This window comes from Xanthomonas sp. 10-10, from assembly GCF_040182365.1.
Classification (GTDB): domain Bacteria; phylum Pseudomonadota; class Gammaproteobacteria; order Xanthomonadales; family Xanthomonadaceae; genus Xanthomonas; species Xanthomonas arboricola_F.
In genome coordinates this window covers 1,756,475-1,779,190 of sequence record NZ_CP144460.1, presented here as the reverse complement: position 1 = coordinate 1,779,190, position 22,716 = coordinate 1,756,475, and the positions used below count along the sequence as shown (strand labels likewise).

The 22,716-nt window shown below is 66.2% G+C and carries 23 protein-coding genes; 17 read left to right on the top strand and 6 right to left on the bottom strand.

Annotated elements, in window-relative coordinates; all coding sequences use genetic code 11:
• Nucleotides 1-76: 76 nt before the first annotated feature.
• Genes VZ068_RS07565 through VZ068_RS07555 form a run of 3 tightly spaced genes read right to left on the bottom strand, consistent with a single transcriptional unit; the run spans nucleotide 77 to nucleotide 2,087 of the window.
• Entirely contained in the window at nucleotides 77-961 is an 885-nt protein-coding gene (locus tag VZ068_RS07565) for a DUF4097 domain-containing protein (RefSeq protein WP_259153431.1), read from the bottom strand.
• A gap of 11 nt (nucleotides 962-972) precedes the next feature.
• Nucleotides 973-1,506, bottom strand: coding sequence for a hypothetical protein (locus VZ068_RS07560; protein ID WP_349657318.1), 534 nt, complete (start codon nucleotides 1,504-1,506; stop codon nucleotides 973-975).
• Nucleotides 1,503-2,087 carry an RNA polymerase sigma factor gene (locus VZ068_RS07555; protein WP_259153429.1) on the bottom strand — a complete coding sequence of 195 codons (585 nt, stop codon included), beginning with the start codon at nucleotides 2,085-2,087 and terminating at the stop codon, nucleotides 1,503-1,505. The genes VZ068_RS07560 and VZ068_RS07555 overlap by 4 nt, the downstream gene beginning before the upstream one ends.
• A gap of 448 nt (nucleotides 2,088-2,535) precedes the next feature.
• Here VZ068_RS07555 and VZ068_RS07550 point away from each other — a divergent pair, with 448 nt between their 5' ends.
• Together VZ068_RS07550 and VZ068_RS07545 are read left to right on the top strand one after the other, a co-directional pair.
• Nucleotides 2,536-2,784: a hypothetical protein gene (locus VZ068_RS07550; protein WP_259153428.1), complete on the top strand. Its 249-nt coding sequence runs from the start codon at nucleotides 2,536-2,538 to the stop codon at nucleotides 2,782-2,784.
• A 205-nt stretch (nucleotides 2,785-2,989) separates the two neighbouring features.
• The gene (locus VZ068_RS07545) at nucleotides 2,990-3,583 is read left to right on the top strand and encodes a mechanosensitive ion channel family protein (RefSeq protein ID WP_259153427.1); all 594 of its coding nucleotides are present in this window, start codon (nucleotides 2,990-2,992) and stop codon (nucleotides 3,581-3,583) included.
• A 147-nt stretch (nucleotides 3,584-3,730) separates the two neighbouring features.
• Here VZ068_RS07545 and VZ068_RS07540 read toward each other — a convergent pair whose 3' ends face one another.
• Entirely contained in the window at nucleotides 3,731-3,997 is a 267-nt protein-coding gene (locus VZ068_RS07540; protein WP_259153426.1) for a DksA/TraR family C4-type zinc finger protein, read from the bottom strand.
• A 143-nt stretch (nucleotides 3,998-4,140) separates the two neighbouring features.
• Between VZ068_RS07540 and VZ068_RS07535 the strand changes: the two genes are divergently transcribed.
• Complete coding sequence (locus tag VZ068_RS07535; RefSeq protein ID WP_259165898.1) at nucleotides 4,141-4,395, top strand: DUF2789 domain-containing protein; 255 nt, start codon at nucleotides 4,141-4,143, stop codon at nucleotides 4,393-4,395.
• Nucleotides 4,396-4,539: 144 nt separating this feature from the next.
• Here VZ068_RS07535 and VZ068_RS07530 read toward each other — a convergent pair whose 3' ends face one another.
• On the bottom strand, nucleotides 4,540-4,713 hold the full coding sequence (locus VZ068_RS07530; RefSeq protein ID WP_003489471.1) for a DUF1328 domain-containing protein: 174 nt from the start codon (nucleotides 4,711-4,713) through the stop codon (nucleotides 4,540-4,542).
• A 393-nt stretch (nucleotides 4,714-5,106) separates the two neighbouring features.
• Between VZ068_RS07530 and VZ068_RS07525 the strand changes: the two genes are divergently transcribed.
• From VZ068_RS07525 to VZ068_RS07515, 3 genes are all read left to right on the top strand, one after another.
• Nucleotides 5,107-5,634, top strand: coding sequence for a M48 family metallopeptidase (locus tag VZ068_RS07525; RefSeq protein ID WP_259165899.1), 528 nt, complete (start codon nucleotides 5,107-5,109; stop codon nucleotides 5,632-5,634).
• 35 nt (nucleotides 5,635-5,669) lie between these two features.
• Complete coding sequence (locus VZ068_RS07520; protein ID WP_259165903.1) at nucleotides 5,670-6,926, top strand: 2OG-Fe(II) oxygenase; 1,257 nt, start codon at nucleotides 5,670-5,672, stop codon at nucleotides 6,924-6,926.
• A 156-nt stretch (nucleotides 6,927-7,082) separates the two neighbouring features.
• Nucleotides 7,083-8,183 (top strand): Glu/Leu/Phe/Val dehydrogenase dimerization domain-containing protein, encoded by a 1,101-nt coding sequence (locus VZ068_RS07515; protein WP_259165904.1) that lies wholly within the window; start codon nucleotides 7,083-7,085, stop codon nucleotides 8,181-8,183.
• Nucleotides 8,184-8,284: 101 nt separating this feature from the next.
• On the opposite strand, the gene VZ068_RS07510 is transcribed toward VZ068_RS07515, so the two are convergent.
• Nucleotides 8,285-11,128, bottom strand: a complete 2,844-nt coding sequence (locus tag VZ068_RS07510) for a S8 family serine peptidase (protein WP_349657317.1) — start codon at nucleotides 11,126-11,128, stop codon at nucleotides 8,285-8,287.
• Between the two features lie 158 nt (nucleotides 11,129-11,286).
• Here VZ068_RS07510 and VZ068_RS07505 point away from each other — a divergent pair, with 158 nt between their 5' ends.
• The 11 genes from VZ068_RS07505 to pdeM all read left to right on the top strand — a co-directional run bounded on the left by VZ068_RS07505 (nucleotide 11,287) and on the right by pdeM (nucleotide 22,694).
• Complete coding sequence (locus tag VZ068_RS07505) at nucleotides 11,287-12,462, top strand: thiolase family protein (protein WP_349657316.1); 1,176 nt, start codon at nucleotides 11,287-11,289, stop codon at nucleotides 12,460-12,462.
• A gap of 123 nt (nucleotides 12,463-12,585) precedes the next feature.
• The gene (locus tag VZ068_RS07500) at nucleotides 12,586-12,927 is read left to right on the top strand and encodes a hypothetical protein (protein ID WP_039528386.1); all 342 of its coding nucleotides are present in this window, start codon (nucleotides 12,586-12,588) and stop codon (nucleotides 12,925-12,927) included.
• Nucleotides 12,928-13,152: 225 nt separating this feature from the next.
• The gene (locus VZ068_RS07495; RefSeq protein WP_349657315.1) at nucleotides 13,153-13,479 is read left to right on the top strand and encodes a hypothetical protein; all 327 of its coding nucleotides are present in this window, start codon (nucleotides 13,153-13,155) and stop codon (nucleotides 13,477-13,479) included.
• 242 nt (nucleotides 13,480-13,721) lie between these two features.
• Nucleotides 13,722-15,443: a diguanylate cyclase gene (locus VZ068_RS07490; protein WP_349657314.1), complete on the top strand. Its 1,722-nt coding sequence runs from the start codon at nucleotides 13,722-13,724 to the stop codon at nucleotides 15,441-15,443.
• A gap of 97 nt (nucleotides 15,444-15,540) precedes the next feature.
• The gene (locus VZ068_RS07485; protein ID WP_259153418.1) at nucleotides 15,541-16,101 is read left to right on the top strand and encodes a polymer-forming cytoskeletal protein; all 561 of its coding nucleotides are present in this window, start codon (nucleotides 15,541-15,543) and stop codon (nucleotides 16,099-16,101) included.
• The gene (locus VZ068_RS07480) at nucleotides 16,098-16,463 is read left to right on the top strand and encodes a hypothetical protein (RefSeq protein ID WP_104611419.1); all 366 of its coding nucleotides are present in this window, start codon (nucleotides 16,098-16,100) and stop codon (nucleotides 16,461-16,463) included. Before VZ068_RS07485 ends, VZ068_RS07480 begins: the two co-directional genes overlap by 4 nt.
• Nucleotides 16,464-16,714: 251 nt before the next feature.
• Nucleotides 16,715-17,731: a ligase-associated DNA damage response exonuclease gene (locus VZ068_RS07475; RefSeq protein WP_259153416.1), complete on the top strand. Its 1,017-nt coding sequence runs from the start codon at nucleotides 16,715-16,717 to the stop codon at nucleotides 17,729-17,731.
• Nucleotides 17,728-17,961, top strand: a complete 234-nt coding sequence (locus tag VZ068_RS07470) for a hypothetical protein (protein WP_259153415.1) — start codon at nucleotides 17,728-17,730, stop codon at nucleotides 17,959-17,961. The genes VZ068_RS07475 and VZ068_RS07470 overlap by 4 nt, the downstream gene beginning before the upstream one ends.
• Nucleotides 17,958-19,562: an ATP-dependent DNA ligase gene (locus tag VZ068_RS07465; protein WP_349657313.1), complete on the top strand. Its 1,605-nt coding sequence runs from the start codon at nucleotides 17,958-17,960 to the stop codon at nucleotides 19,560-19,562. Before VZ068_RS07470 ends, VZ068_RS07465 begins: the two co-directional genes overlap by 4 nt.
• Entirely contained in the window at nucleotides 19,559-22,060 is a 2,502-nt protein-coding gene (locus VZ068_RS07460; RefSeq protein ID WP_349657312.1) for a ligase-associated DNA damage response DEXH box helicase, read from the top strand. The genes VZ068_RS07465 and VZ068_RS07460 overlap by 4 nt, the downstream gene beginning before the upstream one ends.
• Nucleotides 22,050-22,694 (top strand): ligase-associated DNA damage response endonuclease PdeM, encoded by a 645-nt coding sequence (gene pdeM / locus VZ068_RS07455; RefSeq protein WP_349657311.1) that lies wholly within the window; start codon nucleotides 22,050-22,052, stop codon nucleotides 22,692-22,694. Before VZ068_RS07460 ends, pdeM begins: the two co-directional genes overlap by 11 nt.
• The last annotated feature ends 22 nt before the right edge of the window (nucleotides 22,695-22,716 follow it).

The window sequence follows — 22,716 nt, the reverse complement described above, 5'->3', positions numbered from 1 at the left end:
TCAAGCAGCTGCAGCCAAGGGTTTCCTTGACGTGTTACCAACGTGCCACCGCAAGGTGGCACGTTTGTTTTCGGCATCAGTTGCTGTAGTCGATACGCACCGAACCCGAGTGCGACTCCAGTTTGATATCGCCGTTGCCTGCCCCCAGCGTCGCACGCAAGCTCTTGCCGGGGCCGTACTCCGGCCGTTCGACCCGCCCGGCCACCGAGCGGATGTCGCCACTGAAGACCTCTGCATTCAGCGCCGCCGACACGTTGCGCGGCACCCCCAGCGTGATCGTGCCGCTGACGCTCTCGGCAGAGATGCTGCCGCCCGGCGCCAGTCCGGTCACCGTCACTGCGGTCGAGCCAGACACGCTCTGCGAACGCAACTGCGAGACCTGCCCCGCACCGATCCGGATATCGCCGGAGACGGACTCGGCCGACACGACCCCGCTGGCACCGGCTTGCGCGTCGATCTGCCCGCTGACCGTGCCCAGCGTCACCCGCCCGCTGCTGACCGTGCTGCGCAACGTCCCGCTGACCGTCTCCAGCTGCGCTTCCTTGGCACGCCCGCGTGCCACCACGTCGCCACTGACGGATTTGAGCTGCAGCCGCGCAAGATCGACCTGATCCACATCCACCGACGCGCTGACCGCATCCACCTGCAGCATGGCGGCACGCGGTACGCGCAACTCCAGCTGGGCGCCCTTGCCGTTGCGGCTGGTGCGCGGATAGATCACCTCCAGCTGCAACCGGTTCGAACTCGCATCGACCTCCAACCGCTGACCCTCGCCCAAGGTCCCGGTCAGCGCCACCTCGTCGCGGTCCCAACCGCGCACACGGATTTGCCCGGCGATGTTTTCCAGCTCCACGCGCCCGCCGCGCGCCAGGGGATGACTCTGGTTGACCGCGGTTTGCGCAGCTGCCGGTGCAGCGCACACCGCAGCCAACAGCAGCAGGGAAACAGATGCGTAGTGCATGAGCATGCTCCTCAACTTAGAAAGGGTGTCTGGCCCTGGGAGGCGAGACGGGTCAACTGCAGCCGCTTGGCGTAGGTGCGCTGCAGTTGCGATAACAAAAAGGCCGACCGCGGACTCTGCGCGATGGCGGCATGGATGGCCTGTGCGCTTTGATCCAGCTCGTCCAGCGCAGGGCGCAAATCGGCCGGCACCTGCTGTACCGGAACCTGCGCAATGGCCTGCTGGTATTGCCCGGCCATCGCCTGCGCCTGCGCGACGAGCGCCGGCTGCGCAGGACGCAGCGATGTGTGCTGCCTGAGACCTGGCACGACCGCGACCACGGCCACCGCCGCTGCCAGCGCCACCCCGAGCACCGGCATCGCCCAGGACCGGCCGCGCGGCCGGCGCGCCACCACAGTGGCGTGCGGCACCAATGCCGGCGCGATGCGCTCCCACACCTGCGCAGGCGGCTGGCGCTGCTGCGGCAACGCCTGCAGGCGCGCACGCAGCGCAGCGTCTTCGGCCGTGGACTCGGCGTCGATGCGATCAGGGGGATCGGGGGTCATGCGTGTTCTCCAAGCCGGGCGCGCAGCAGACCACGCGCGCGATGCAGTTGTGCCTTCGAACTGCCCACTGCCATTTGCAGTTGGTCGGCGATTTCATGGTGTTTCCAGCCTTCGATATCGTGCAGCACCAGCACCGCCCGCGCACGTGGCGGCAGGGTTTCCAGGGCGCGCTCCAGATCCATCCGTATCGAATGACAACCCGCGCCATCGGGAACCGCCGCGAGAAGTTCGTCAGCGTCGTCACTGGCGCGATCGCCAAACGCCGAGCGCGCGCGCAGTTCCATCAATGCGGTATTGACGGCAAGCCGATGCAGCCAGGTGCCCAACGCGCTCTGGAAGCGAAACTGCGGCAACGCCTTCCACGCGGCGATGAAGGTGTCCTGCAGTACGTCGTCTGCGCGTGCGGCATTCCCGCCGCACAGGCGCCACACCAGCGCATACAGCCGCGGCGAATGGCGGCGATAGATCGTCTCATACGCTGCGCGTTCGCCAGCGGCTGCCGCACGCGCCAACGCCGCGTCGTCGCGGTCGGCGGGAGTGGCGCAAGGCAGGGCGTCGATGGGCACGGAGGTGTCGAGCATAGCCAGTTGGATGCGCCGGGCAACGGAAAGGTTTAAGGCCTGGCGAACTTTTCCAAGACCGGTCGAAAGACCACTGACCTGCCGGCATCCCTGCAGCCCCGCATCGCTTGATCCGGGGCGGCGCCAGCGCTCTGGCTACTGGAGGCGTCGCAGTGTTTGCCAGTGGCACGCCGCGTGGCAGCCGCCACCGCTCTAAAAGCGGCTGACAAAGCGCAGCAAGCAGCGTCAGGCAGGCGCACACGGCACGCAGGACCCGGCGTGTACGTGGGATAGATGCCGCACCGAGCCCGGCCGCACCCGCCTGGCGCCGAGCACGGCCCTTTGTTCGACTGCCCTAAACCTTTTGGCCGGCCGCCGCATCCAAGTCTGCAACCGTGCGCTCCCCGCGCCATCTCGCTGCAAGCCGCCACCACCGTGGTGTCACGCCTGATCGACATTGGAGATCGTCATGCCACACCTGCTCGGCCTGGTCCTGGCCTTGTGCACACCCCACTGCTCCGATGCGCTGCCGCTGCAAGAAGTGCAACTCAGGCTGACGCCTACGCGGATCGAGGCCTGCCTGCTGGAGACTCGTTCAAAGCACGCCTCCTGCATCGGTGCCAGCACGCCGGATCAGTGGGCGGCTGTCCACGCAATCGCGCAGACGTTGCAGCGGTTGGCGGCTTTGGTGACACATGACGCACGTGATCGGCACTGAGTCGCAACCATCTATCGCAACGGAAGACGCGTTGCCTGCACACCACAAGACGCTCGGCATCGGAGACGCGGCGTTTTGAGTCCCTAGCAGCGACAGCATTCGCTGCTGTCGATAACACTCGGCACTCCACGCATTCATCCCCCGCACCTGCCGCGTGCAGGTTGCGCCGTTACAATGGATGCCCGCTCCATGTTTGCCCGATCCGATGTCCGCGTCCGACCCCTTGCCCGCCATGATCCGCAGCCTGTTGCCTCACTGGAACCCGCAGTGGCTGGCAATCGCAGTGCCCACGATCAAGATCGTGCTGATACTTGCCGTGGCCGGATTGGTGCGGCTGTTGTTGCGGCAATTGCTGCGGCGCCTGTGCACGCGCTACAACGTGCCCGCCGAGATGATGATCGGCATCCGCCGCGTTGGCAGCTTCGTCATTTCGATCAGCGCCTTGCTGATGGTCCTGCGCGTTGCCGGTGTCTCTGGCGGCACGCTGTGGACGGCCTTCACCGGCTTTGCTGCGGTCGGTGCGGTGGCGTTCTTCGCCGCATGGAGCGTGCTGTCCAATATCTTCTGCACCTTCCTGATCATCACCACGCGCCCGTTTCGCCTGCACGACCATATCGAGTTGCTCGAAGGTGGCGACAAGCCCGGCCTGAAGGGGCGCGTGATCGATATCAACGTTATCTACACCACCCTGGAAGAAACCGGCGACCATGCGGGCAGCGTGTTGCAGGTTCCGAACAGCCTGTTCTTCCAGCGCACCACGCGCCGGTGGCGCGAGAGCAGCGGCTTCAGCGCGAATTGAGCCAGCAAAGGGTGCGTAAGGTACGGTAGCGGTGATTGGCAACCGCAGAGCGCGCGAAGCAATGGCGGCTGACGGGGCAACCCGCTCGCGTCGAGAATGGTTGAAGGTCAACTGAGGCGCCAGCCATTCGCAGGCGCGCCGACGCATTCAGCGCAACTGGCTGTCCTTGCTGCCGCGACGGTTGAAGCCGCCCTGCGCGCCCTGCTCCAGGTCATGCGCCTGCTGACAGTTCACGCACAGATGCACGCCAGGCACTGCCTTGCGTCGCGCTTCGGGGATCGGCGCATCGCACTCTTCGCAATGGGTCAGGCTCGGCCCCTGGTGCAGCTGGCTGCGCGCTCGCTGGATCGCATCTTCGACGGTGGCATCGATCTGGTCCTGGACCGCCCCATCACCCGCCCATCCGGTCGCCATGCTCGTCTCACCTTGTCTGGTCAGGCTGACGATATGGTCATTGGCGCAGGCAATTCCAAGCCGGCCGTGCACAGTGCCCTCAAACTGGGGGCTTTAACATTCAGCCATCAACACCCGTCATCCGCACTCACGAAGGATCTGCCATGGAACAACCTGTCCACCCATTTTCTGACCTGTTCGCCCAGCTGGGCTTGCCCTCCGATGAGGTCAGCATCGGCAACTTCATCGCCAAGCACTCGCCCTTGCCGGGCGATATGCGCCTGGAAGAAGCGCCATTCTGGACACCTGCACAAGCGCAGTTGCTGCGTGAAGAACGTCTCGACGATGCCGACTGGATCGTGACCATCGACCAGCTCAACATAGCGCTGCACACGACCGCCGACGACACGGGCGTCTGATCTGCGTCCGCGCGGTAGTTGCGGTTGAGATCGCCTGCAACGATCGCATCGTACAAGGCGCTGACAAAAAGAGAGCGGCCAATGGCCGCTCTCCTTGCAAAAGTGCAGCCGACAGCAAGGCACTGCCCAGCTGCACGTGGCGCGTCAGGTCACCTTCTTGGCGATCGTCATGCCCAGCACAAACAGCACGATGGCAATGATGATGCCAGCCCAGAACAGGAACTTGGCAATCCCCATCGCAGCGCCTGCCATCCCGCCGAATCCGAGCGCACCGGCAATCAGTCCGATGATGGCGAAAATTATGGCCCACTTGATCATGTTGTTGTCTCCTAATCCGGCACGGTGCCGTGTTCGATCGTGTGCTTGCGACACATCGCCGCAAAACATGCGCTGCACGCTACCCATCGGCATGTGCCGCATTCGTGAATACAGCTGACACACGCTGCCACACGCAGACGGTGCTCAGAGCCAACGGCGCGCAGGAATCATGCACAGACCAGGCGCGTCGACGGTGCGTGGACATCGCAAAGCCCCTATCTCTCAAGACCGTTTGCAAGAGGCGTCAGGTCGACAACGACCACGCAGCGGGCGAGCCGGTCGCACGTCCATACATGAGACTGGTGGCAGTGAAAGCAATCGCCGGGAATTGTTCGGACGCCATGCAGCGCACCCGCTTTCCCGGATTCGCCAGCGCCGCCGGCATCGGCGATCATGCAGGCCTTGCAGCAATCGATCGCCATGGACACTCTTCGCTATCTCGCCGGTTACCCGCCCGCCGTCCTGGATCAGGTGCGCGAGCTGATCGCACAGGACAAGCTCGCCGCGGTACTGGCGCGGCGCTATCCGGAGCGGCACAGCATTCGCACCGATCGCCACTTGTACGACTACGTCAAGGCAATGAAGGAGCGTTACATGCGCTCCTCGCCGACCCTGCACAAGGCGATCTACGACAACCACCTGCAGGTGGTGAAACATGCGCTGGGCACGCATACCGCCATCTCGCGCGTGCACGGCGGCCGGCTCAAGGCCAGTCGCGAAATTCGGATTGCCTCGGTATTTCGCGATGCACCGGAGCCGTTCCTGCAGATGATCGTGGCGCACGAGCTTGCGCACCTGAAAGAGGCCGATCACAACAAGGCCTTCTATCAGCTGTGCAACCACATGACGCCGGATTACCACCAGCTCGAGTTCGACCTGCGCCTGTATCTAACCCAGCTGGCACTCGTTGCCGATAGCTGATCGCGTTGTGCCGGGGCACGCATTAGGATGCGGCCATGCACACCCCATCCCTCGCGCAGCTCACCCTTGCCGCACAAAGCCGACAGCCTGCGGCCATCAACGCATTGGCGCAGGCGCTGGTTCGCGCCGGCGAGACCGGGCAGGCCCGGGGCTGGTATGTCCGTGGCGCCGCTGCAGGTGATGCCGCCGCCCAGATCGAAGCCGGCCGCATGCTGGCCTACGGCATCGGCGGCCCAGTGGATGTCGCCCAAGCCGTCGCGTACTGGCAGCACGCCGAACGCAACGGCGTGGCCGCCGCGTCTTACCTGCTGGCGACGCTGGCTGTCGGCCAGGATCCTGAGCAACTGGGCACGCAAGCGCATGCGCGGCTGCACACGGCAGCGGCTGCACACTACCCGCCGGCGCTGCGTGCGCTGGCCATCCAGCACGGCAGAATCGATCATCCGCAACACCAACAGCGCTGCGTTCGCCTGCTGGAGCAGGCTGCATCGGCAGGCGACGTGCCAGCCGCAGCGCTGCTTGCCGAGCGCCTGCTGCGCGGCGAAGGCGTTACCGCCCAACCCGATGCAGCACATCACCTGCTACGGCAATTACAGCCACTGGGTGTCACGGCCCTGCCCGACGTGCAGATCGCGCCGCCCGATCCGGCCGGTGACATCGCGCTGGACCACCTTCACTTCACACCACGCAGCGCACCGACCCCGCTCCACCAGAGTCCAACGATCGAAAGGCACGCGGCCGTGCTGTCGGCCGACGAGTGCCGGCTGCTGATCCTGCTGGCCCGCCCGCATCTGCGTGCTTCCCAGGTGGTCGATCCGGAAGATGCAAGCAGCCAGCGCACGCCGATCCGCACCAGCCGCGGCGCCACGCTGGACCCGATTCTGGAAGACTTCGCCGCCCGCGTTGCGCAGGCACGGCTGGCCGCCTGCGCACGGCTGCCATTGACGCACGCCGAGCCGTTGTCGGTGCTGTGTTATGCGCCAGGGGAGCACTATCGCGCGCACCGCGACTACCTGCCGGCCAGCAGGATCGCGGCGGATCGTCCCGCCGCCGGTAATCGGTTGCGCACCGTCTGCGTCTACCTCAATGCGGTCGCGGCAGGTGGCCACACCGAATTCCCGGTCGCCGGTGTCAGCGTGCAGCCCTGCGCAGGCTCGGTAGTGTGTTTCGACAACCTGCACGCCGACGGGCGGCCCGATCCCGATTCGCTGCATGCAGGCCTGCCGGTCACCACGGGAACCAAGTGGCTGGCGACATTGTGGTTCCGGCAGCAGCGCTATCGGGATTGGTGAACAGATTCATACACTGCGCCCTACCGACGTGGTTTAAAATGTTGCAGCGCGACGTGATCGGACAGGGTCTGCAGACGTCGCTTTTTTGTTTCCTCATTGCACGGGTCCAGGCCCGGCGTCAGGGGAGGCACATCACGCAGCCCCGCGGAGCCTTCGATGCTTTTCGAAACCCTCGATACCACCGGTCACGAGCAGGTGATCTTTTGCCATAACCGCGATGCCGGCCTCAAGGCCATCATCGCCCTGCACAGCACCCGGCTCGGCCCGGCCCTGGGCGGCGTGCGCATGCGCCCCTATCCCAATAGCGAGGCGGCGCTCGCCGATGCGCTGCGGCTCAGCCGCACCATGACCTACAAGAACGCGCTGGCGGGGCTGAATGTCGGAGGGGGCAAGGCGGTGATCATCGGCGACCCCAAGACCGACAAGAGCGAGGCGCTGTTTCGCGCATTCGGCCGTTTTGTCGACACGCTGGGGGGCCGCTACATCACCTCCGAAGATGTCGGCACCGACGTCAACGACATGGAACAGATCTACCTTGAGAGCGAGTACGTCACCGGCGTGCATCAGGTGCACCGCGGCTCCGGCGACCCGGCGCCCTTCACCGCCTACGGTGCGTTGCAGGCGCTGATGGCCTCGCTCAATCGCAAGCTCGGTCACGAAGAAGTGGGCAAGGCGAGCATCGCCATCCAGGGCCTGGGCCATATCGGCATGGAGCTGGTGAAGTTGCTCAAGGAACGCGGCGCAAAGCTCTATGTCGCCGATCTGAATCAGGCGCTGGTGGACAGGGCAGTGGCCGAATACGGCGCCGAAGCCGTACGCCCGGACGAAATCCACCAGGTGCCGGCCGACGTGTTCGCACCCTGCGCATTGGAAGGTGCGATCAACGAAAACACCTTGCCGCAGCTCAGGGCCAAGATCATCTGCGGCACCGCCAACAACCAGCTCGCCAGCGCCGCCATCGGCGAAGAACTGCACCAGCGCGGCATTTTGTATGCGCCCGATTATGTGGTGAATGCCGGCGGAGTGATGAATGTGTCGCTGGAGATCGACGGCTACAATCGCGAACGCGCAATGCGCCTGATCCGCAGCATTTATCACAATCTGGAAAAGGTCTTCGACCTGTCCACGCAGTTGAATGTTTCACCGCAGCAGGCGGCCGATCAGATTGCCGAGACGCGCATCGAAGCCATCAGCAAACTCAAACTTCCGCTGGGCCGTACCGCACCGCGTTTTCTGCATAAATTGCGCGGCGAATAAGCCAGCCGGCAGTCGAGCCGCGTTTGACGACACGTGCGATAACGCAACGGCCGCCGCACACGTGACGCCCGGGCGTTGCACCCGGGCATCACCCACACCGATCAGAAATCGGCGCTGTACTTCAGGCTCAACGCGCGGTCGTCGCCGCGCTCACCAACGCGTTGGTCGTAGCCGAAACGCAGCTGGCTCTGCTGGCCCAACGGCGCCGAGGCCGCAATACCGAACACGCCGCCCGAGCGCGCCGGCTGCATGCCGCTCATCGGCGCCCATGCTTCAACACCGGTGAAGCTGGCATCCAGCATCAACCCCTGGCTGCTCAACGCCTGCTGCCATTCGGCATAACCGCCCAGTTGCAGGCCGCGCCAGCGATACGCCGAACGCACACCCGCCAGCACCTGCGTGCGCGAAGACCTGCTTGCATCGGCACGCAGACCGAAGCCATCGCCACCGCTTTCACGGAAACCTTCGCTACGCAGGCGCACGTAATCCAGGCCCATGTACGGCGTCAGCGACGCAGCCGCATGGCCCCAGCGATACCCGGTCTCCAGGTTGCCGCTGAGATAGCTGCCGCTGTAATCGCTGAAGGCGCTGCTGCGGTCTTCGCCCAATTGCAGGTTGCGCTCGATCTGCCGGTTGACGTTACCGAAGCCCAGCTGGCCCAGCGTGTACGCCGAGCCCAGCGTCGTGCCCCAGTAAAGTTGCGCCTGCACCTGCCGATCGCGGCCACGTGCGCCGTCCAGATCGCCCAGGCTGCTGGAACGGGTTTCGCCGAAAGCGAAACCGGTGACTGCGCCAGACGCCAGGCGCAGATCGTTGCCCATCATCCAGCCGGAGGTAGCGAATCCTGCGGTGGTCACCCCGCCCTCGCCCGGCCCGCCCAGCGCACGCTGCCAGGTGCCCAGCATGCGCGGCTGTTGCGACAGGCCATCGAAATGCGCAGACAACGCGCGCCGGCCCAGATCGATGGTGTCGAAGGTCATCGCTGCCGACGCAGCATGCGCGCGTCCGGACAGGCTGCGCAGCGAATCCGCAGCGGTCTTGGCATCGGGTGATTGCTGCAATGCCGCCGCGGCACGAATGAAACCGCTGCTGATGCCGCCGTTGCCCTGCAGCTGCTGCGCATCGACCTTCTGGAACGCCTGTTCGACGCGGATTGCCGAATCCATCGATGCCGTGCCGACCGTGCCAAGCGAAGCGGCGACGGCGGTGACATCCATGCGCTGCAGCGACACGTACGCGGTGTTGGCGTCGTAGCTCAACGTGGCATTGAGAAAGGTGACTGCAGGCCCGCTGCTGAGACTGGCAAACGTTCCCTGCAGCCCATTGACTGCTTGCAGCACAGGATAGGTGGTGTTGTTGACGACATAATCGCGCCGCCCGATCAACTGCAGGTCACCATCGATCGTCGCTGTACCGCTCACGTTCAAGCGGTCGCCCACGTTTAATGCCAAGCGCCCGAAGTCATCCTGAGTGTAGTTACCTGCGATTGCCAAAACCGCGCCACCGACCTGCAGCGTACTCGCTCGATTGGAGACTGTGCCGGCAATGCGTCCTGCTCCGATCAACGTTGCACCATGGAGGATGTCCACCCGCGCGCTCTGCAGACTAGCCGTCTGCAACGTGCCGTCCAGCACTTGGGTATCGCCGGCAAACGTATTGTTGCTACTGCTGAGTATCAGCGTACCGGATCCGCGCTTGGTTAATCCGCCGCTGCCACTGATGTCATTTGCCCAGGTCGAACGCAAGCTTGTGACCTCGACATCCACCGTCCCCCAATCGAACCGCGCCGGCCCCAGCACCGCCTTGCCAACGTTGAGCAGGCCGTAGCCGAACGTCGGATCGACGCCGGGCGCGCCCAGATCGGTGGCCGTGCCCAACAACGTCTGACGTACCAGATCGTTATTGAAATACGGAAACGCCTGCCACACCAGTGCCGCTGCACCCGATACCAGGGGCGCCGCAAACGAGGTGCCGCTGCCGTAGAAGTAACGGATGTTGCTGGCGGTTGCATCGGGGTCGATGAACAGCGACGTGCCCGGTGCCACCAGGCAATAACTCATCGCCACGCCGCAGGCATTGGAGTACGACGCCAGTTGCGTGGGATTGGCGGTGTCCAGCGCGCCGACCACCAGCCAGCCACGCTCCAGGTCGGCGGCCGGAAGCGTTCCGTTCGGTCCGGGCTGACTCGGCAACGCGGCAGTATCGGACGGCTGCGCGCGCGACTCGTTGCCCGAGGCGAACACCACCAGGCCATCGTTGCCGATGACGAAGGAGCGGTATTCCTGCGCGATCTGATTGGTCACCGTCGGGTCGTTCCAGTACAGGCCGCCCCATGAGTTATTCATGATGCGCACGCCTGCGCCGATCAGGTCGGCATGCACCGGACCCAGACCGAGCGGGCCGTCGACTTCATTGCCCTGGCCACTGCCATCGTCCACCGGCGCGCGGTCGCTGATGATGCGCGCCGACACCAGGCCCGCACCCGGCGCAATGCCGCCCGGCCACTGCCCCACCGCACGCCCGGCCGCCAGCTCGGCGACAACCGTGCCATGCCCGACTACATCGCCCACAGCAACATTGTTGGTACGCGGGTCGACATAGATAAAGCTGTCGCTCACCCGGCCCTGCAAGGCAGGATGATTGGCGTTGATGCCGCTGTCGATGACGCCGATGCGATAGCCCGCGCCGGTAAAGCCCAGTGCCTGCGCGGCACGTGCATTGGTCAATGCCAGATGCGCGTCGATTGCCGGTTCCGGCGTCGGTGCAGTGACCGGCGGTGGAGGCGGCGGCGGTGAGGTAGGCGGCGGCGGAGGTGGCGAGGTCGGTGGCGGTGCGCTCGGCGTGGTCGGGCGAATACCGCCTCCGCCACCACCGCCGCCACACGCAGTCAACGCCACAGCCAACGCCGAGGCCAGGACAGTCCTGGCGACGTCTTTCTTCTTCATTTGGTGTTCTCCCCGAACCCATTCCATGGATTGGGCCCCATCCCGGGCCCGAACCGAATCATATACGGCATCGAGGCGCGCCTGCAGACGCACTTCAGCTTGCTGGCGCGAATCGACCATGAGGCAGATAATCGTTTCACTTTAAACGGTATCCGCTCATGTCCGACATCGTCATCGTTGCTGCCAAACGCACTGCCATCGGCTCGTTTCTCGGTCAATTCAACGGTGTGCCCGCACCGACGCTCGCTGCTGCCGCCATCGAAGGCGCGCTGGCGCAATCGGGAGTCGCACCGGCCGACGTGTCCGAGGTCATTGTCGGCTGCGTGTTGCCAGCCAATCTTGGTCAGGCACCGGCGCGCCAGGCCGCCATTGCCGCAGGCATCCCCACGTCCACTGGCGCCACCACCATCAACAAGGTGTGCGGCTCGGGCATGAAGGCGATCATGTTCGGACACGACCTGATCAAGGCCGGTTCTGCCAGCATCGTGGTAGCCGGCGGCATGGAGTCGATGAGCAATGCCCCGCACCTGCTGCCCAACTCGCGCACCGGCAACCGCTACGGCAATTTCCAGGCGGTGGATCACATGGCGTGGGACGGCTTGACCAATCCCTACGATGGGCAGGCGATGGGCGTGTTCGGCGAAGCCACCGCAGAAAAATTCGGGTTCAGCCGCACCGATCAGGATGCCTTCGCGATCGCCTCGGTGGAGCGTGCACAGGCCGCGCAACGCAGCGGTGCGTTCGCCGATGAAATCGTCCCGGTCAAGGTCGCTACGCGCAAGGGCGAAGTGGTCGTCGACAGCGACGAACAGCCCGGCAAATCCGACATCGCCAAGATCCCGACCCTGAAGCCGGCCTTCAAGAAGGACGGCACTGTCACGGCGGCCAGCTCGTCGAGCATTTCCGACGGTGCGGCAATCACGGTGCTGATGAGCGCCGACGATGCGCAGCGCCGTGGCGTAACGCCGCTGGCGCGTATCGCCGGCCACGTCACCCACTCGCAGGCGCCGGAATGGTTCACCACCGCACCGGTGGCGGCGATCCAGTCGTTGCTCGGCAAGATCGGCTGGCAGCTGGACCAGGTGGACCTGTTTGAAATCAACGAAGCCTTTGCCGTGGTGGCGATGACGCCGATCAAGGAACTGGGCATCGCGCACGAGAAGGTCAACGTGCACGGCGGCGCCTGCGCACTGGGTCATCCGATCGGCGCATCCGGCGCGCGCCTGGTGGTGACATTGGTGAATGCGTTGCGCATGCGCGGCGGCAAGCGCGGAATCGCGACGCTATGCATCGGCGGCGGCGAAGCGACCGCCATCGCTATCGAATTGATTTGATTGCCATTAACAGCGAATTTGCAAAGCTGAATGCGCGCGCGCTTGACACTAGTCTTCGGGCCGTCATCATGTCGGGGGCGCGCAATAGCGCGTTGCCTAATCTAATCGACGAGGATTGAAACAATGACCATCAACAAGCTGCTGATCGCAATGGCTCTGGGCCTGGCCCTGACCGCTTGCTCGAAGCCGGAACAGGCTCAGGACGCTGCTGCTTCGGCCAACGAAGCCGCTGCTGACGCGCAGACCGCTGCTGACCAGGCTGCTGCCTCGGGCTCGCAGTCGGCTGACGCCGCTCAGGCTGCTGCCAACACCGCCGCTGCTTCGGCCGACACCGCTGCTGACGCTGCCCAGGCTGCTTCCGGCGCCGCGACCGACGCTGCTGCCGACCAGGCTGCCGACGCTGCCAAGACGGCTGAAAACACCGCCGAAGCTGCCAAGGACACCGCCGAAGAAGCCAAGAAGTAATCACTTCTTAGCTCCAAGCGAGTTCGGAAAAGGCCGCTGGTTTCCAGCGGCTTTTTCTTTGCCTGCGATTCGAGTCGAGCGACCTGCCGGCCACGATGCTGCGCCGCGCCGACGCGATCAAGCCCCGTGCTCGTGCCGCACGCTGGTGGCTGCCCCTTGACACAGGCTGCATCGGCTCCTGCATAAGCTCCGCTCTCCAACACCGGAACAGGAACAGGACCACTTATGAAGACGATCCGCATGCTGTCCTTGAGCGCCATCGCCGCCCTCACCCTCGCCGCCTGCCAGGGCCCTGATGCCGAGCAGGCCCGCCGCGATGCCGCGTCCGCCGCCAAGCACGCTGCCGCTGCCACCGAACAGGCTGCCGACCGCGCTGCAGTACAGGCCAAGGCCGCCACCGCCGATGCGCGCGTGGCCGCGCGCGAGATGGCAGCCGATGCCAGCCGCGCGACCGCCAACGCTGCCGACGCCACCGCCGACAAGACCCGCGAGATGGCCAACAAGGCAGAGCAGAACGCCGACAAGCACGATTCCGAGCACCCGCAGCACTAACGGCGACGACAAAGCCGCTGCGCTCACCGGCAGGTGAGCGCGGTCCATCGCATGAACTGGCCCCGGGCACCCGCGCGCGTTCCAGATCGGCATCCCGCCAGCCAACGGCAGCCTGCAATGCCTGCCAGCTGCACTGAACCGCTCATGGCGCTGCGTCTACGCACCCACAATTTCGTGCGCGCGCACACGTCTTGCGTCGAGATGGATCTCGTGTTGTCGAGCCTGGCAGGCTAGCATTCGGCATGCCCAACTCTTTTACATCGCGGCGTCGCAACCAGCTGGCGCTGGTGTTCTCTGCCCTGATCTTCATCGCCATCGGCATCGGCATCTTCGTGGGTGCGCGCCGCTCGCTGGCCGATGCCGCGCTGGTCTCGCATACCCATGAAGTGATCGGGCGGGTCGACGAGATCCAGGCACGCTTGCTGGACGCCGAGTCGGCACAACGTGGCTTCCTGCTCACCGGCAACGAGGCCTATTTGCTGGACTACCACAGCAGCGTGGAACGCCTGCCGATCCTGCTCGGCAATCTGCGCACGTTGATTATCGACAACCCCGCACAAGAGCGGCATCTGGATCAACTGCAGACCATGGTGGAGACGCGGCTGCGGCAGATTCAGCATGTGCTGGACCTCTACGCGCAAGGCGGCCTGGAACCGGCGCGTGCCAGCATCCGGCAGAGCGCGTTCCGCACCACCAGCGCCATCCGCGAGCAGGCGCTGACGATGGTGCAACGTGAGCAGGAACTGCTGGCCGAGCGCGCGGAAAGCAGCCGGCAAAGCGCGGCCTTGTTGCTGACGCTGGCCCTGGCCGGCATTCCGTTCGGGCTGCTGGTGGTCGGGGGTGTCTATGCGCTGCTGATGCGCGAACTGCGCCATCGTGCGCAGGCCGAACGCCGTGCCGCAAACGCCAATCGAGAACTCGGCGACAGCGTCGGCGCATTGCAGCGCAGTACCGCCGATCTCAATCTGCTCAGCCGCTACACCGGCCTGCTGCAAAGCTGCATCAGTGCCGAAGAGGCATTGGTGGTGACCAGCCGGACCCTGGCCAGCCTGCTGCCGGGCGTTGCCGGAAGCGTGTACCTGCTTCGCGCCTCGCAGGATCGCGCCGAAGCGATCAGCCACTGGGGCGAGCCGCTGGTGCAGAGCGCGCCGCATCTGTTGCCGGAGGAATGCTGGGCGTTGCGCCGCGGCCAGCCGCACATCATCGAAGACCTCGCGCGGGATGCGCTGTGCGCGCATATCGACCCACCGGAGCACCCGACACCGATCACCACCGCATGCCTGCCGATGTCGGCGCAGGGCACACAGCTCGGTTTCCTGTTTCTGTCCTCGCCTGGTCCGGGGCCGATGCAGCGCCTGGAAATCGCCGAGGCGGCGGCCGAGCAATTGTCGTTGGCGTTGAGCAATCTGCGCCTGCGCGAGTCGCTGCGCCGCCAGTCGATCCGCGACGCGCTGACCGGGCTGTACAACCGCCGCTATCTGGAAGAATCGTTGAGCCACGAGCTGGCGCGTTGCGCGCGTCGCGGCCTGCCGTTGTCGGTGCTGATGCTGGATGTGGACCACTTCAAGCAGTTCAACGACAGCCAGGGGCATGCCGGTGGCGACCTGCTGCTGGCAGCGGTCGGCGAGCTGTTGCTGACCCGGTTGCGCGCCGAGGACGTGGCATGCCGCTATGGCGGCGAAGAATTCACCGTGATCCTGCCCGAGGCCGATGGCGAGGAAGCCATGCGGGTGGCCGAGCAGATCCGCGGCCACATCGCGGCGCTGGCGGTCAGCGATGGCCAGCGCGCATTGCCGCGGGTGACCGCCTCGATCGGCGTGGCCAGCTTTCCGGCCGATGGCGAACTCGGTGCGAGCCTGATCCAGAAAGCCGACGCAGCGCTGTATGCAGCCAAGCATCGCGGGCGTAACCGGGTCGAGCGGCATGGCGACGGCGCGCCGCGCGCGACCGACATCGGGGCCTGAGCAGGCAGCTTGTCGATCGCGGATTGCGCGCTCTGTCACACAAAAGATCGATTGACGCAGCGATAGTCGGCCTTGATCCCCGAAGCGAGGCAATCCGATGTCGATGTGGCGCGATCAAGGTCCCAACAAGAAGGACGGCGTTCCCGCAACGCCGGAGGCTACTGCCGCCGATGGGCGGCTGTTCAATGCCGATGCCAGCCCTGCCCCGCCGGTGCCGGCCGCCACCGCCACGCCCAGCGTCGCGCCAACCGCCGCAGTGCCGCAGCGCCAGGGCGAGGCCAAGGAATCGCTGATCGCCGCCGACATCAGCATCGAAGGCAAGATCGAGGGCGCCGGCCACGTGCGTCTGGCTGGCCGCTTCAAGGGCGACGTCAACGTCAAGGGCGACCTGACCATCGAACGCGGCGCCAAGCTCAATGGCGGCGTGCGCGCCAACAAGGTCATCATCGCCGGCGAGCTGGAAGGCAATATCGAATCGGCCGCGCAGGTGGAGCTGCAGACCTCCGGCGTGCTGGTCGGCGACGTCAAGGCCGGCAGCCTGACCGTGGCCTCGGGCGCGCGCATGCGCGGCCAGGCCGACTTCGGCTGGGGCGATGACACTGGCAAGCCGGCAAGCGCCGGCAAGGCGGCCATCGTCGGCGACAACGACGCCACATGAGTGCACCCCGCCCGGGCACGCCCGGAGCCACGCGCAGCTGTCCGCATTGCAAGGCGACGATCCTGGAAAGCGCCATCATCTGCCCTGCCTGCAAGCACCATCTGCGCTTCGATTCGGCGGCTGCGCAACACGCGCAGCCGGCGCCGATCGTGCCGTTGAAGGTCGACGGCACGATCCGTCATCCCGCCGACGGCGATCCGTGGGAATACACGGTGGTGGTGGTGGTGCGTAACGGCAAGGGCGAGGAGATCCGCCGCCACGTGGTCGACGTGGGCGCGATGCATGGCGGCGAAGAACGCGGATTCACACTGGCGGTGGAAGCGAGCGCGGTGCGCTCGCCGGGGCGACGAACGCGGCATTAGCGCGGTGAGCGCGACCTCGCAGCTGTGGAATCACACTGGCGCAGTGGCGGCGCGGGGTTCGCATGCGCAACACGAGTGACGCCGAGCACCATAGCGCCCACCGCAAACCCGCGTACTGACGCGCTCTTGGCGCCGATACAAGCAGGTTCTCGGTCCCGCACTCGTGACTATGGCCGCAGTCGCCTGGTCGCGCCGATGCGCGCCATTCCCATTCTCAGGATCTGCACACCGGCTTGGCCAGAGTTGCGGGCATGCGCAATGGCAACGACACGAACACACGCGGCGATCTGGTGGTGCTCGGCCCCGAGGGGCTGTATTGCCCGCAGGGCGACTTCCATATCGACCCCTGGCGGCCGGTGGCGCGTGCGGTGATTACCCATGGGCATGGCGATCACGCGCGTGGCGGCATGGGTCAATACCACTGCACGCGCGAGAGCCTGCCGATCCTGCAATGGCGGCTCGGCGAGCAGGTCTATCACCCCCATGCCGATGGCGAAGCGTTCACGTTGGGACGCGCGCGCGTGTCGCTGCATCCGGCCGGGCATGTGCTGGGCTCGGCACAGGTGCGCATCGAGGTGGATGGCGAGGTCTGGGTGGCCTCCGGCGATTACAAGCGCCAGCACGACCCCACCTGCGCGCCGTTCGAGGTGGTGCCGTGCGACACCTTCATCACCGAAGCGACCTTTGGCCTGCCGGTGTATCGCTGGCCGGAGACGGCGGAGGTGGCGGCCGATATCGTCGCCTGGCGGCGCGAATGCGCCGAACGCGGCGAGGCGGCCATCCTGTATTGCTACGCCTTGGGCAAGGCGCAGCGTGTGCTGGCGGAACTGCGCGCCTGGGACACCCAGCCCGCACTGTTGCACGGCGCGATTGCTGCGGGGGTGGAGGTGTACCGTCAGGCCGGCATCGCGATGCTTGACACCCAGCCGGTCAGCGAACATGCGCGCGGCGCCGACTATGCCGGCCAATTGGTGCTGGCACCGCCGTCGGCTGCGGGCAGTCCATGGATCCGCCGCTTCCGGCATGCGCAACAGGGATTCGCCTCGGGCTGGATGCGTATTCGCGGCAATCGGCGCCGACGCAATTACGACCGCGGCTTCGTGGTGTCCGATCATGCCGACTGGCCGGATCTGCTGCGCACCATCGAAGACACTGGCGCGCGCCGGGTGATCGCGACCCACGGCAATACCGATGCCTTGATCCAGCACCTGCGCGAGCGCGGCGTTGCGGCCGAAGCGTTCCGCACCGATTTTGGAGCCGAAGAATGAACCCGCTTCCCGCCTGCCGTTATGCCCGCGCCCGTGCGCGTGCGCGCTTGAGCGGCGCGCTGGCGTTTGGCCGGCACGCACTGGCGTTTCGCGTGCATCGTGGCGCACCGGCTGCAGCCATCGGGCCGCCACGTCCGCAGCGCCGTCCACGCACGTTGGCCGCATTTACCCGGCGTGCGCTGGAGCTGCGCGCGGCAGCTGACGACACGACACCCCAGGCGCTGCAGTGAAGCGTTTCGCCGCGCTGTACCGCACGCTCGACCGCAGCACCGGGACGCTCGACAAGCGTGCTGCGCTGGTGGCGTATTTTCGCCAGGCGCCCGCGTTGGACGCGGCCTGGGCGCTGTATCTGCTGGCCGGCGGCAAGGTCGCCGGCCCGCGCATGCGCATCGCCAGCAGCGGCGAGCTGCGCGAGTGGATCACCGATACCGCAGGCATTGCCGATTGGCTGGTCGCCGACAGCTACGACCATGTCGGCGATCTGGCCGAAACACTGGCGTTGTTGCTGGACGACCCCATCACCGAAGCGCCCGATCTGCCACTGGCGGAATGGATCGAACAGCGGCTGCTGCCGATCGCCAACCAGGACGTTGCGATGCGCAAGGCGCGCATCGTGCAGGCCTGGCGCAGCCTGGCCTTCGACGAGCGCCTGGTGTTCAACAAACTGCTGACCGGCGCCTTGCGCGTGGGCGTTTCGCAGCGGCTGGTGCAACAGGCACTGGCCGAACTGTCGGGCGTGGATATCGCACGCATCGCCCAGCGCATGCTCGGCAGCTGGCGGCCGCACCCGACCTATCTTGCCGATCTGCTGACACACGAAGAACTGCCGGGCGATCGCCAGCAGCCCTATCCGTTCTTTCTCGCCTCGCCGCTCGAAGCCGAGGTCGAAACGCTTGGCGCCATCGACGACTGGCTGCTGGAATGGAAATGGGACGGTATCCGCCTGCAACTGCTTCGGCGCGCCGGCGAAGCGGCATTGTGGTCGCGCGGCGAAGAACGCCTGGATGGCCGTTTCCCGGAAATCGAACACGCTGCCATGCAGTTGCCCGATGGCACCGTCATCGACGGCGAGCTGCTGGCCTGGCAACCCGGGCAACCCCTGCCGATGCCGTTCACCGCCTTGCAGACGCGCATCCAGCGGCTCAAGCCCGGCCCCAAGACATTGGCGGCCGCGCCCGCGCGCGTGGTGGCCTACGACCTGCTCGAACTGGATGGCGCTGACCTGCGCGAGCGCCCCTTGCACGCGCGGCGCGCACTGCTGGAGCGCGTGCTCCGCGCGCTCGACGATCCGCGCATCGTCGCCTCGCCCCTGGTGCAGGCCGGCGATTGGCATGCCGCCGCGCAGCTGCGCGTGCAGGCGCGCGAACGCGGCGTGGAAGGGCTGATGCTCAAGCGCGCCAACTCGGTCTATCAGGCCGGCCGCCGACGTGGCGACTGGTGGAAATGGAAGATCGACCCGCTCACCATCGACGCGGTGCTGCTGTACGCGCAGGCCGGCCATGGCCGCCGCAGCACGCTGTATACCGACTACACCTTCGGGCTGTGGCACGAAGGGCAGCTGGTGCCGGTGGCCAAGGCGTACTCGGGCCTGGACGATGCACAAATCCTGCAGCTGGACCGCTGGATCCGCGCCAACACCACCGAACGTTTCGGTCCGGTGCGCGCGGTCAACCCGCACCATGTGTTCGAGCTGGGCTTTGAAGCGGTCAACCGCAGTGCGCGACACAAGTCCGGCATTGCGGTGCGGTTTCCGCGCATCCTGCGCTGGCGGCACGACAAACCGTTTGCCGAGGCCGATCACCTGAGCAGCCTGCAGGCACTGGCGCGGTGACGGCGGCGCAGCAGGCGCGCGGCACGCCATTGCAGCAATGGCGCGACTGGTTCGCGCAGCGCGGCTGGACGCCGTTGCCGTTTCAACGCGATGTGTGGAAGCGCTATCTCGCTGGCGAATCCGGGTTGTTGCACACGCCAACCGGTAGCGGCAAGACGCTGGCGGCATTCGGCGGCCCATTGCTGGAAGCACTGGCAGCGCGTGGCCGCGCGCTGCCGATCACTTCGGCCAAACCTGCCGCCGCAGCGCGCCGACAGCAACAACGCAGCTTGCAGGTGCTGTGGATCACGCCCTTGCGCGCGCTGGCCGCCGACACCGCACGCGCACTGCGCGAACCGGTGGACGCACTGGGACTGGACTGGCAGGTGGGGTTGCGCACCGGCGATGCCAGCGCGCGCGACAAGCGGCTGGCACGCAGCGGCAAGCTCGATGTGCTGGTGACCACGCCCGAGTCGCTGGCCTTGTTGCTGTCGTATCCGGACACTGCGCCGCAGCTGTCCGCGCTGCGTTGCGTGATCGTCGACGAGTGGCACGAGCTGCTGGGCAACAAGCGCGGCGTGCTGCTGCAGCTGTGCCTGGCGCGCCTGCGCGGCTGGGCGCCAACGCTGCGCATCTGGGGCCTGTCGGCCACGCTGGGCAACCTGTCGCAGGCACGCGATGTCCTGCTGCCGCATCTGCCCGATGCGGCACTGGTGTCGGGCGTCAAACCGCGCGCCATGACGCTGGAGACGCTGTTGCCCGACAGCGGCGAGCGCTTTCCGTGGGCCGGCCACCTGGGTCTGGCGCAGCTGGCGCGGGTGCTGCAGAAGATCATGCAGCAGCGCACCAGCCTGGTGTTCACCAACACGCGCGCGCAGGCCGAACTATGGCACCAGGCATTGAGCGCGGTGTGGCCGGACGATCTGGCCACGCTTGCGCTGCATCATGGCTCGCTGGACCCCAGCCTGCGCGCGGCCGCCGAACAGGGGCTGCGCGACGGCAGCCTGCGTTGTGTGGTTGCCACCTCCAGCCTGGATCTGGGCGTGGATTTCCCGGCGGTGGATCAGGTGCTGCAGGTCGGCAGCCCCAAGGGCATCGCGCGCCTGTTGCAACGCGCCGGCCGCGCGCGGCACCGCCCTGGCGAATCCGGGCATGTGGTGTGCGTACCCTCGCATGCCCTGGAACTGGTCGAGTACGCCGCGGCACGCCGTGCCATTGCCAACGGCCATATCGAAGCGCGGCCACCACCGCGGCTGTCGCTGGATGTCCTGGCCCAGCACTGCGTCACCCTCGCCCTGGGCGGCGGCTTCGATGCCGATGCCTTGTTCGCGCAGGTGCGCGGCACCGATGCCTTCGCTGCGCTGGACGCCCCCACCTGGAACGCGGTGCTCGACTTCATCGTGCAAGGCGGCAGCGCATTGGCGCATTACCCGGATTTCCACAAGGTGGTGCGCGACGAAGACGGCCTGTATCGCGTCACCGACCGCCGCGTCGCGCTACGCCACCGCTTGTCCATCGGCACCATCACCAGCGATGGCAGCGTGCGCGTGCAGTTCCTGCGGGGCGGCCGACTGGGTGCGGTCGAAGAGCAGTTCGTCGGCCGCCTGCGGCGTGGCGACCGCTTTCAGTTCGCCGGACGATTGCTGGAACTGGTGCGCCTGGAAGACATGACCGCCTATGTGCGCGTGGCCAAGGGCGGCAGCGGCGTGGTGCCCAAGTGGATGGGCGGGCGCATGCCGTTGTCGTCGGCATTGGGACGCGAAGTGGAAGCGGTCTTCGCCACGCCAGGCGATGCGCCTGAAATGCAGGCGCTGGCGCCGCTGCTGCACTTGCAGGCATCGCTCTCGTCGCTGCCCGGTCCGGATCATCTATTGGTGGAAAGCATCAAGGCGCGCGATGGCCGGCACGTGTTCGTGTATCCCTTCGCCGGGCGGCAGGTCAACGAAGGGTTGGCGGCGCTGTTGGCCGCGCGTTGGGGCCGACGTCAGCGCAATACCTTCAGCTTCGCTGCCAACGACTACGGCTTTGTACTCTCGCCCGCACAGGAGGTGGAGATCGATCCGGACGTGCTGCACGCCTTGCTGTCGCCGACCGGGTTGTTCGACGATCTGCGCGACAGTCTCAACCTGGGCGAGCTGGCGCGCCGGCAGTTCCGCGAGATCGCGCGCGTGGCCGGGCTGCTGTCGCCGTCGCTGCCCGGCCGTGCGCCGCGTAGCCTGCGCCAGTTGCAGGCGTCCAGCGGCTTGCTCTACGACGTCTTGCAGCGCTTCGATCCGGAGCATTTGCTGCTGGCGCAGGCCGAGCGCGAAGTCTTCGAAGGCCAGCTCGAACTGGCGCGCCTGGCGCATGCATTGGAGGACTGCGCACGCCGCGAACTGCGTCTGTGCACGCCACGCAGCCTCACCCCGTTGTCGTTCCCGCTGTGGGCCGAACGCATGCGGGGCCAATTGAGTACCGAGGACTGGAAGGCGCGCGTGTTGCGCGCCGCCGAGCAACTGGAGCGCAGGCATGGGCGATAGCGTGCACCTGCAGCTGGCCGGCGAAACCGTCGAACTGCTCGGCGAACGTGCATTGTATCGACCGGCACAGCGCGCCTTGTTGATCGCCGATCTGCATCTGGGCAAGGCCGATGTGTTCCGACGCGCCGGTATCGGACTGCCGGCCGGCGGCACTGCGCACGATCTCGAACGCCTGGATGCGTTGCTTGCGCAGCGCCAGGTCGAGGCATTGTGGATACTCGGCGACCTGTTGCATGGCCCTGCCCCGCGCGCGGCCTGGCATCGCCGCTGGAGTGCATGGCGCGAGCAGCATCGCGATCTGCGCGTGATTGCCATCCGCGGCAACCACGACCGCGCGGTGGCCGGTGCGGAGCTGCAGATCGAAGCGGCCGGCGAGCAGGTCGAAGACGGGCCGTTCGTGCTGCGCCACGAGCCGTTGCCGCATCCTACCGGCCACGTGCTGTGCGGGCATCTGCACCCGCTGGCGGCACTGCCGGGCCTGTCGCGACGCTGGCCGGCATTCTGGTTGCGCGAACGCGTCACCATTTTGCCGGCGTTCTCGCATTTCACCGCGGGCGTGGTGCCGACACTGCGCGAGGGCGAGCGCCTGGTGGCCTGCGTGGAAGACGATGCGGTGGCCTTGCCGGTACGTTAGCCGCTGCGTCGCTGGCAACGAC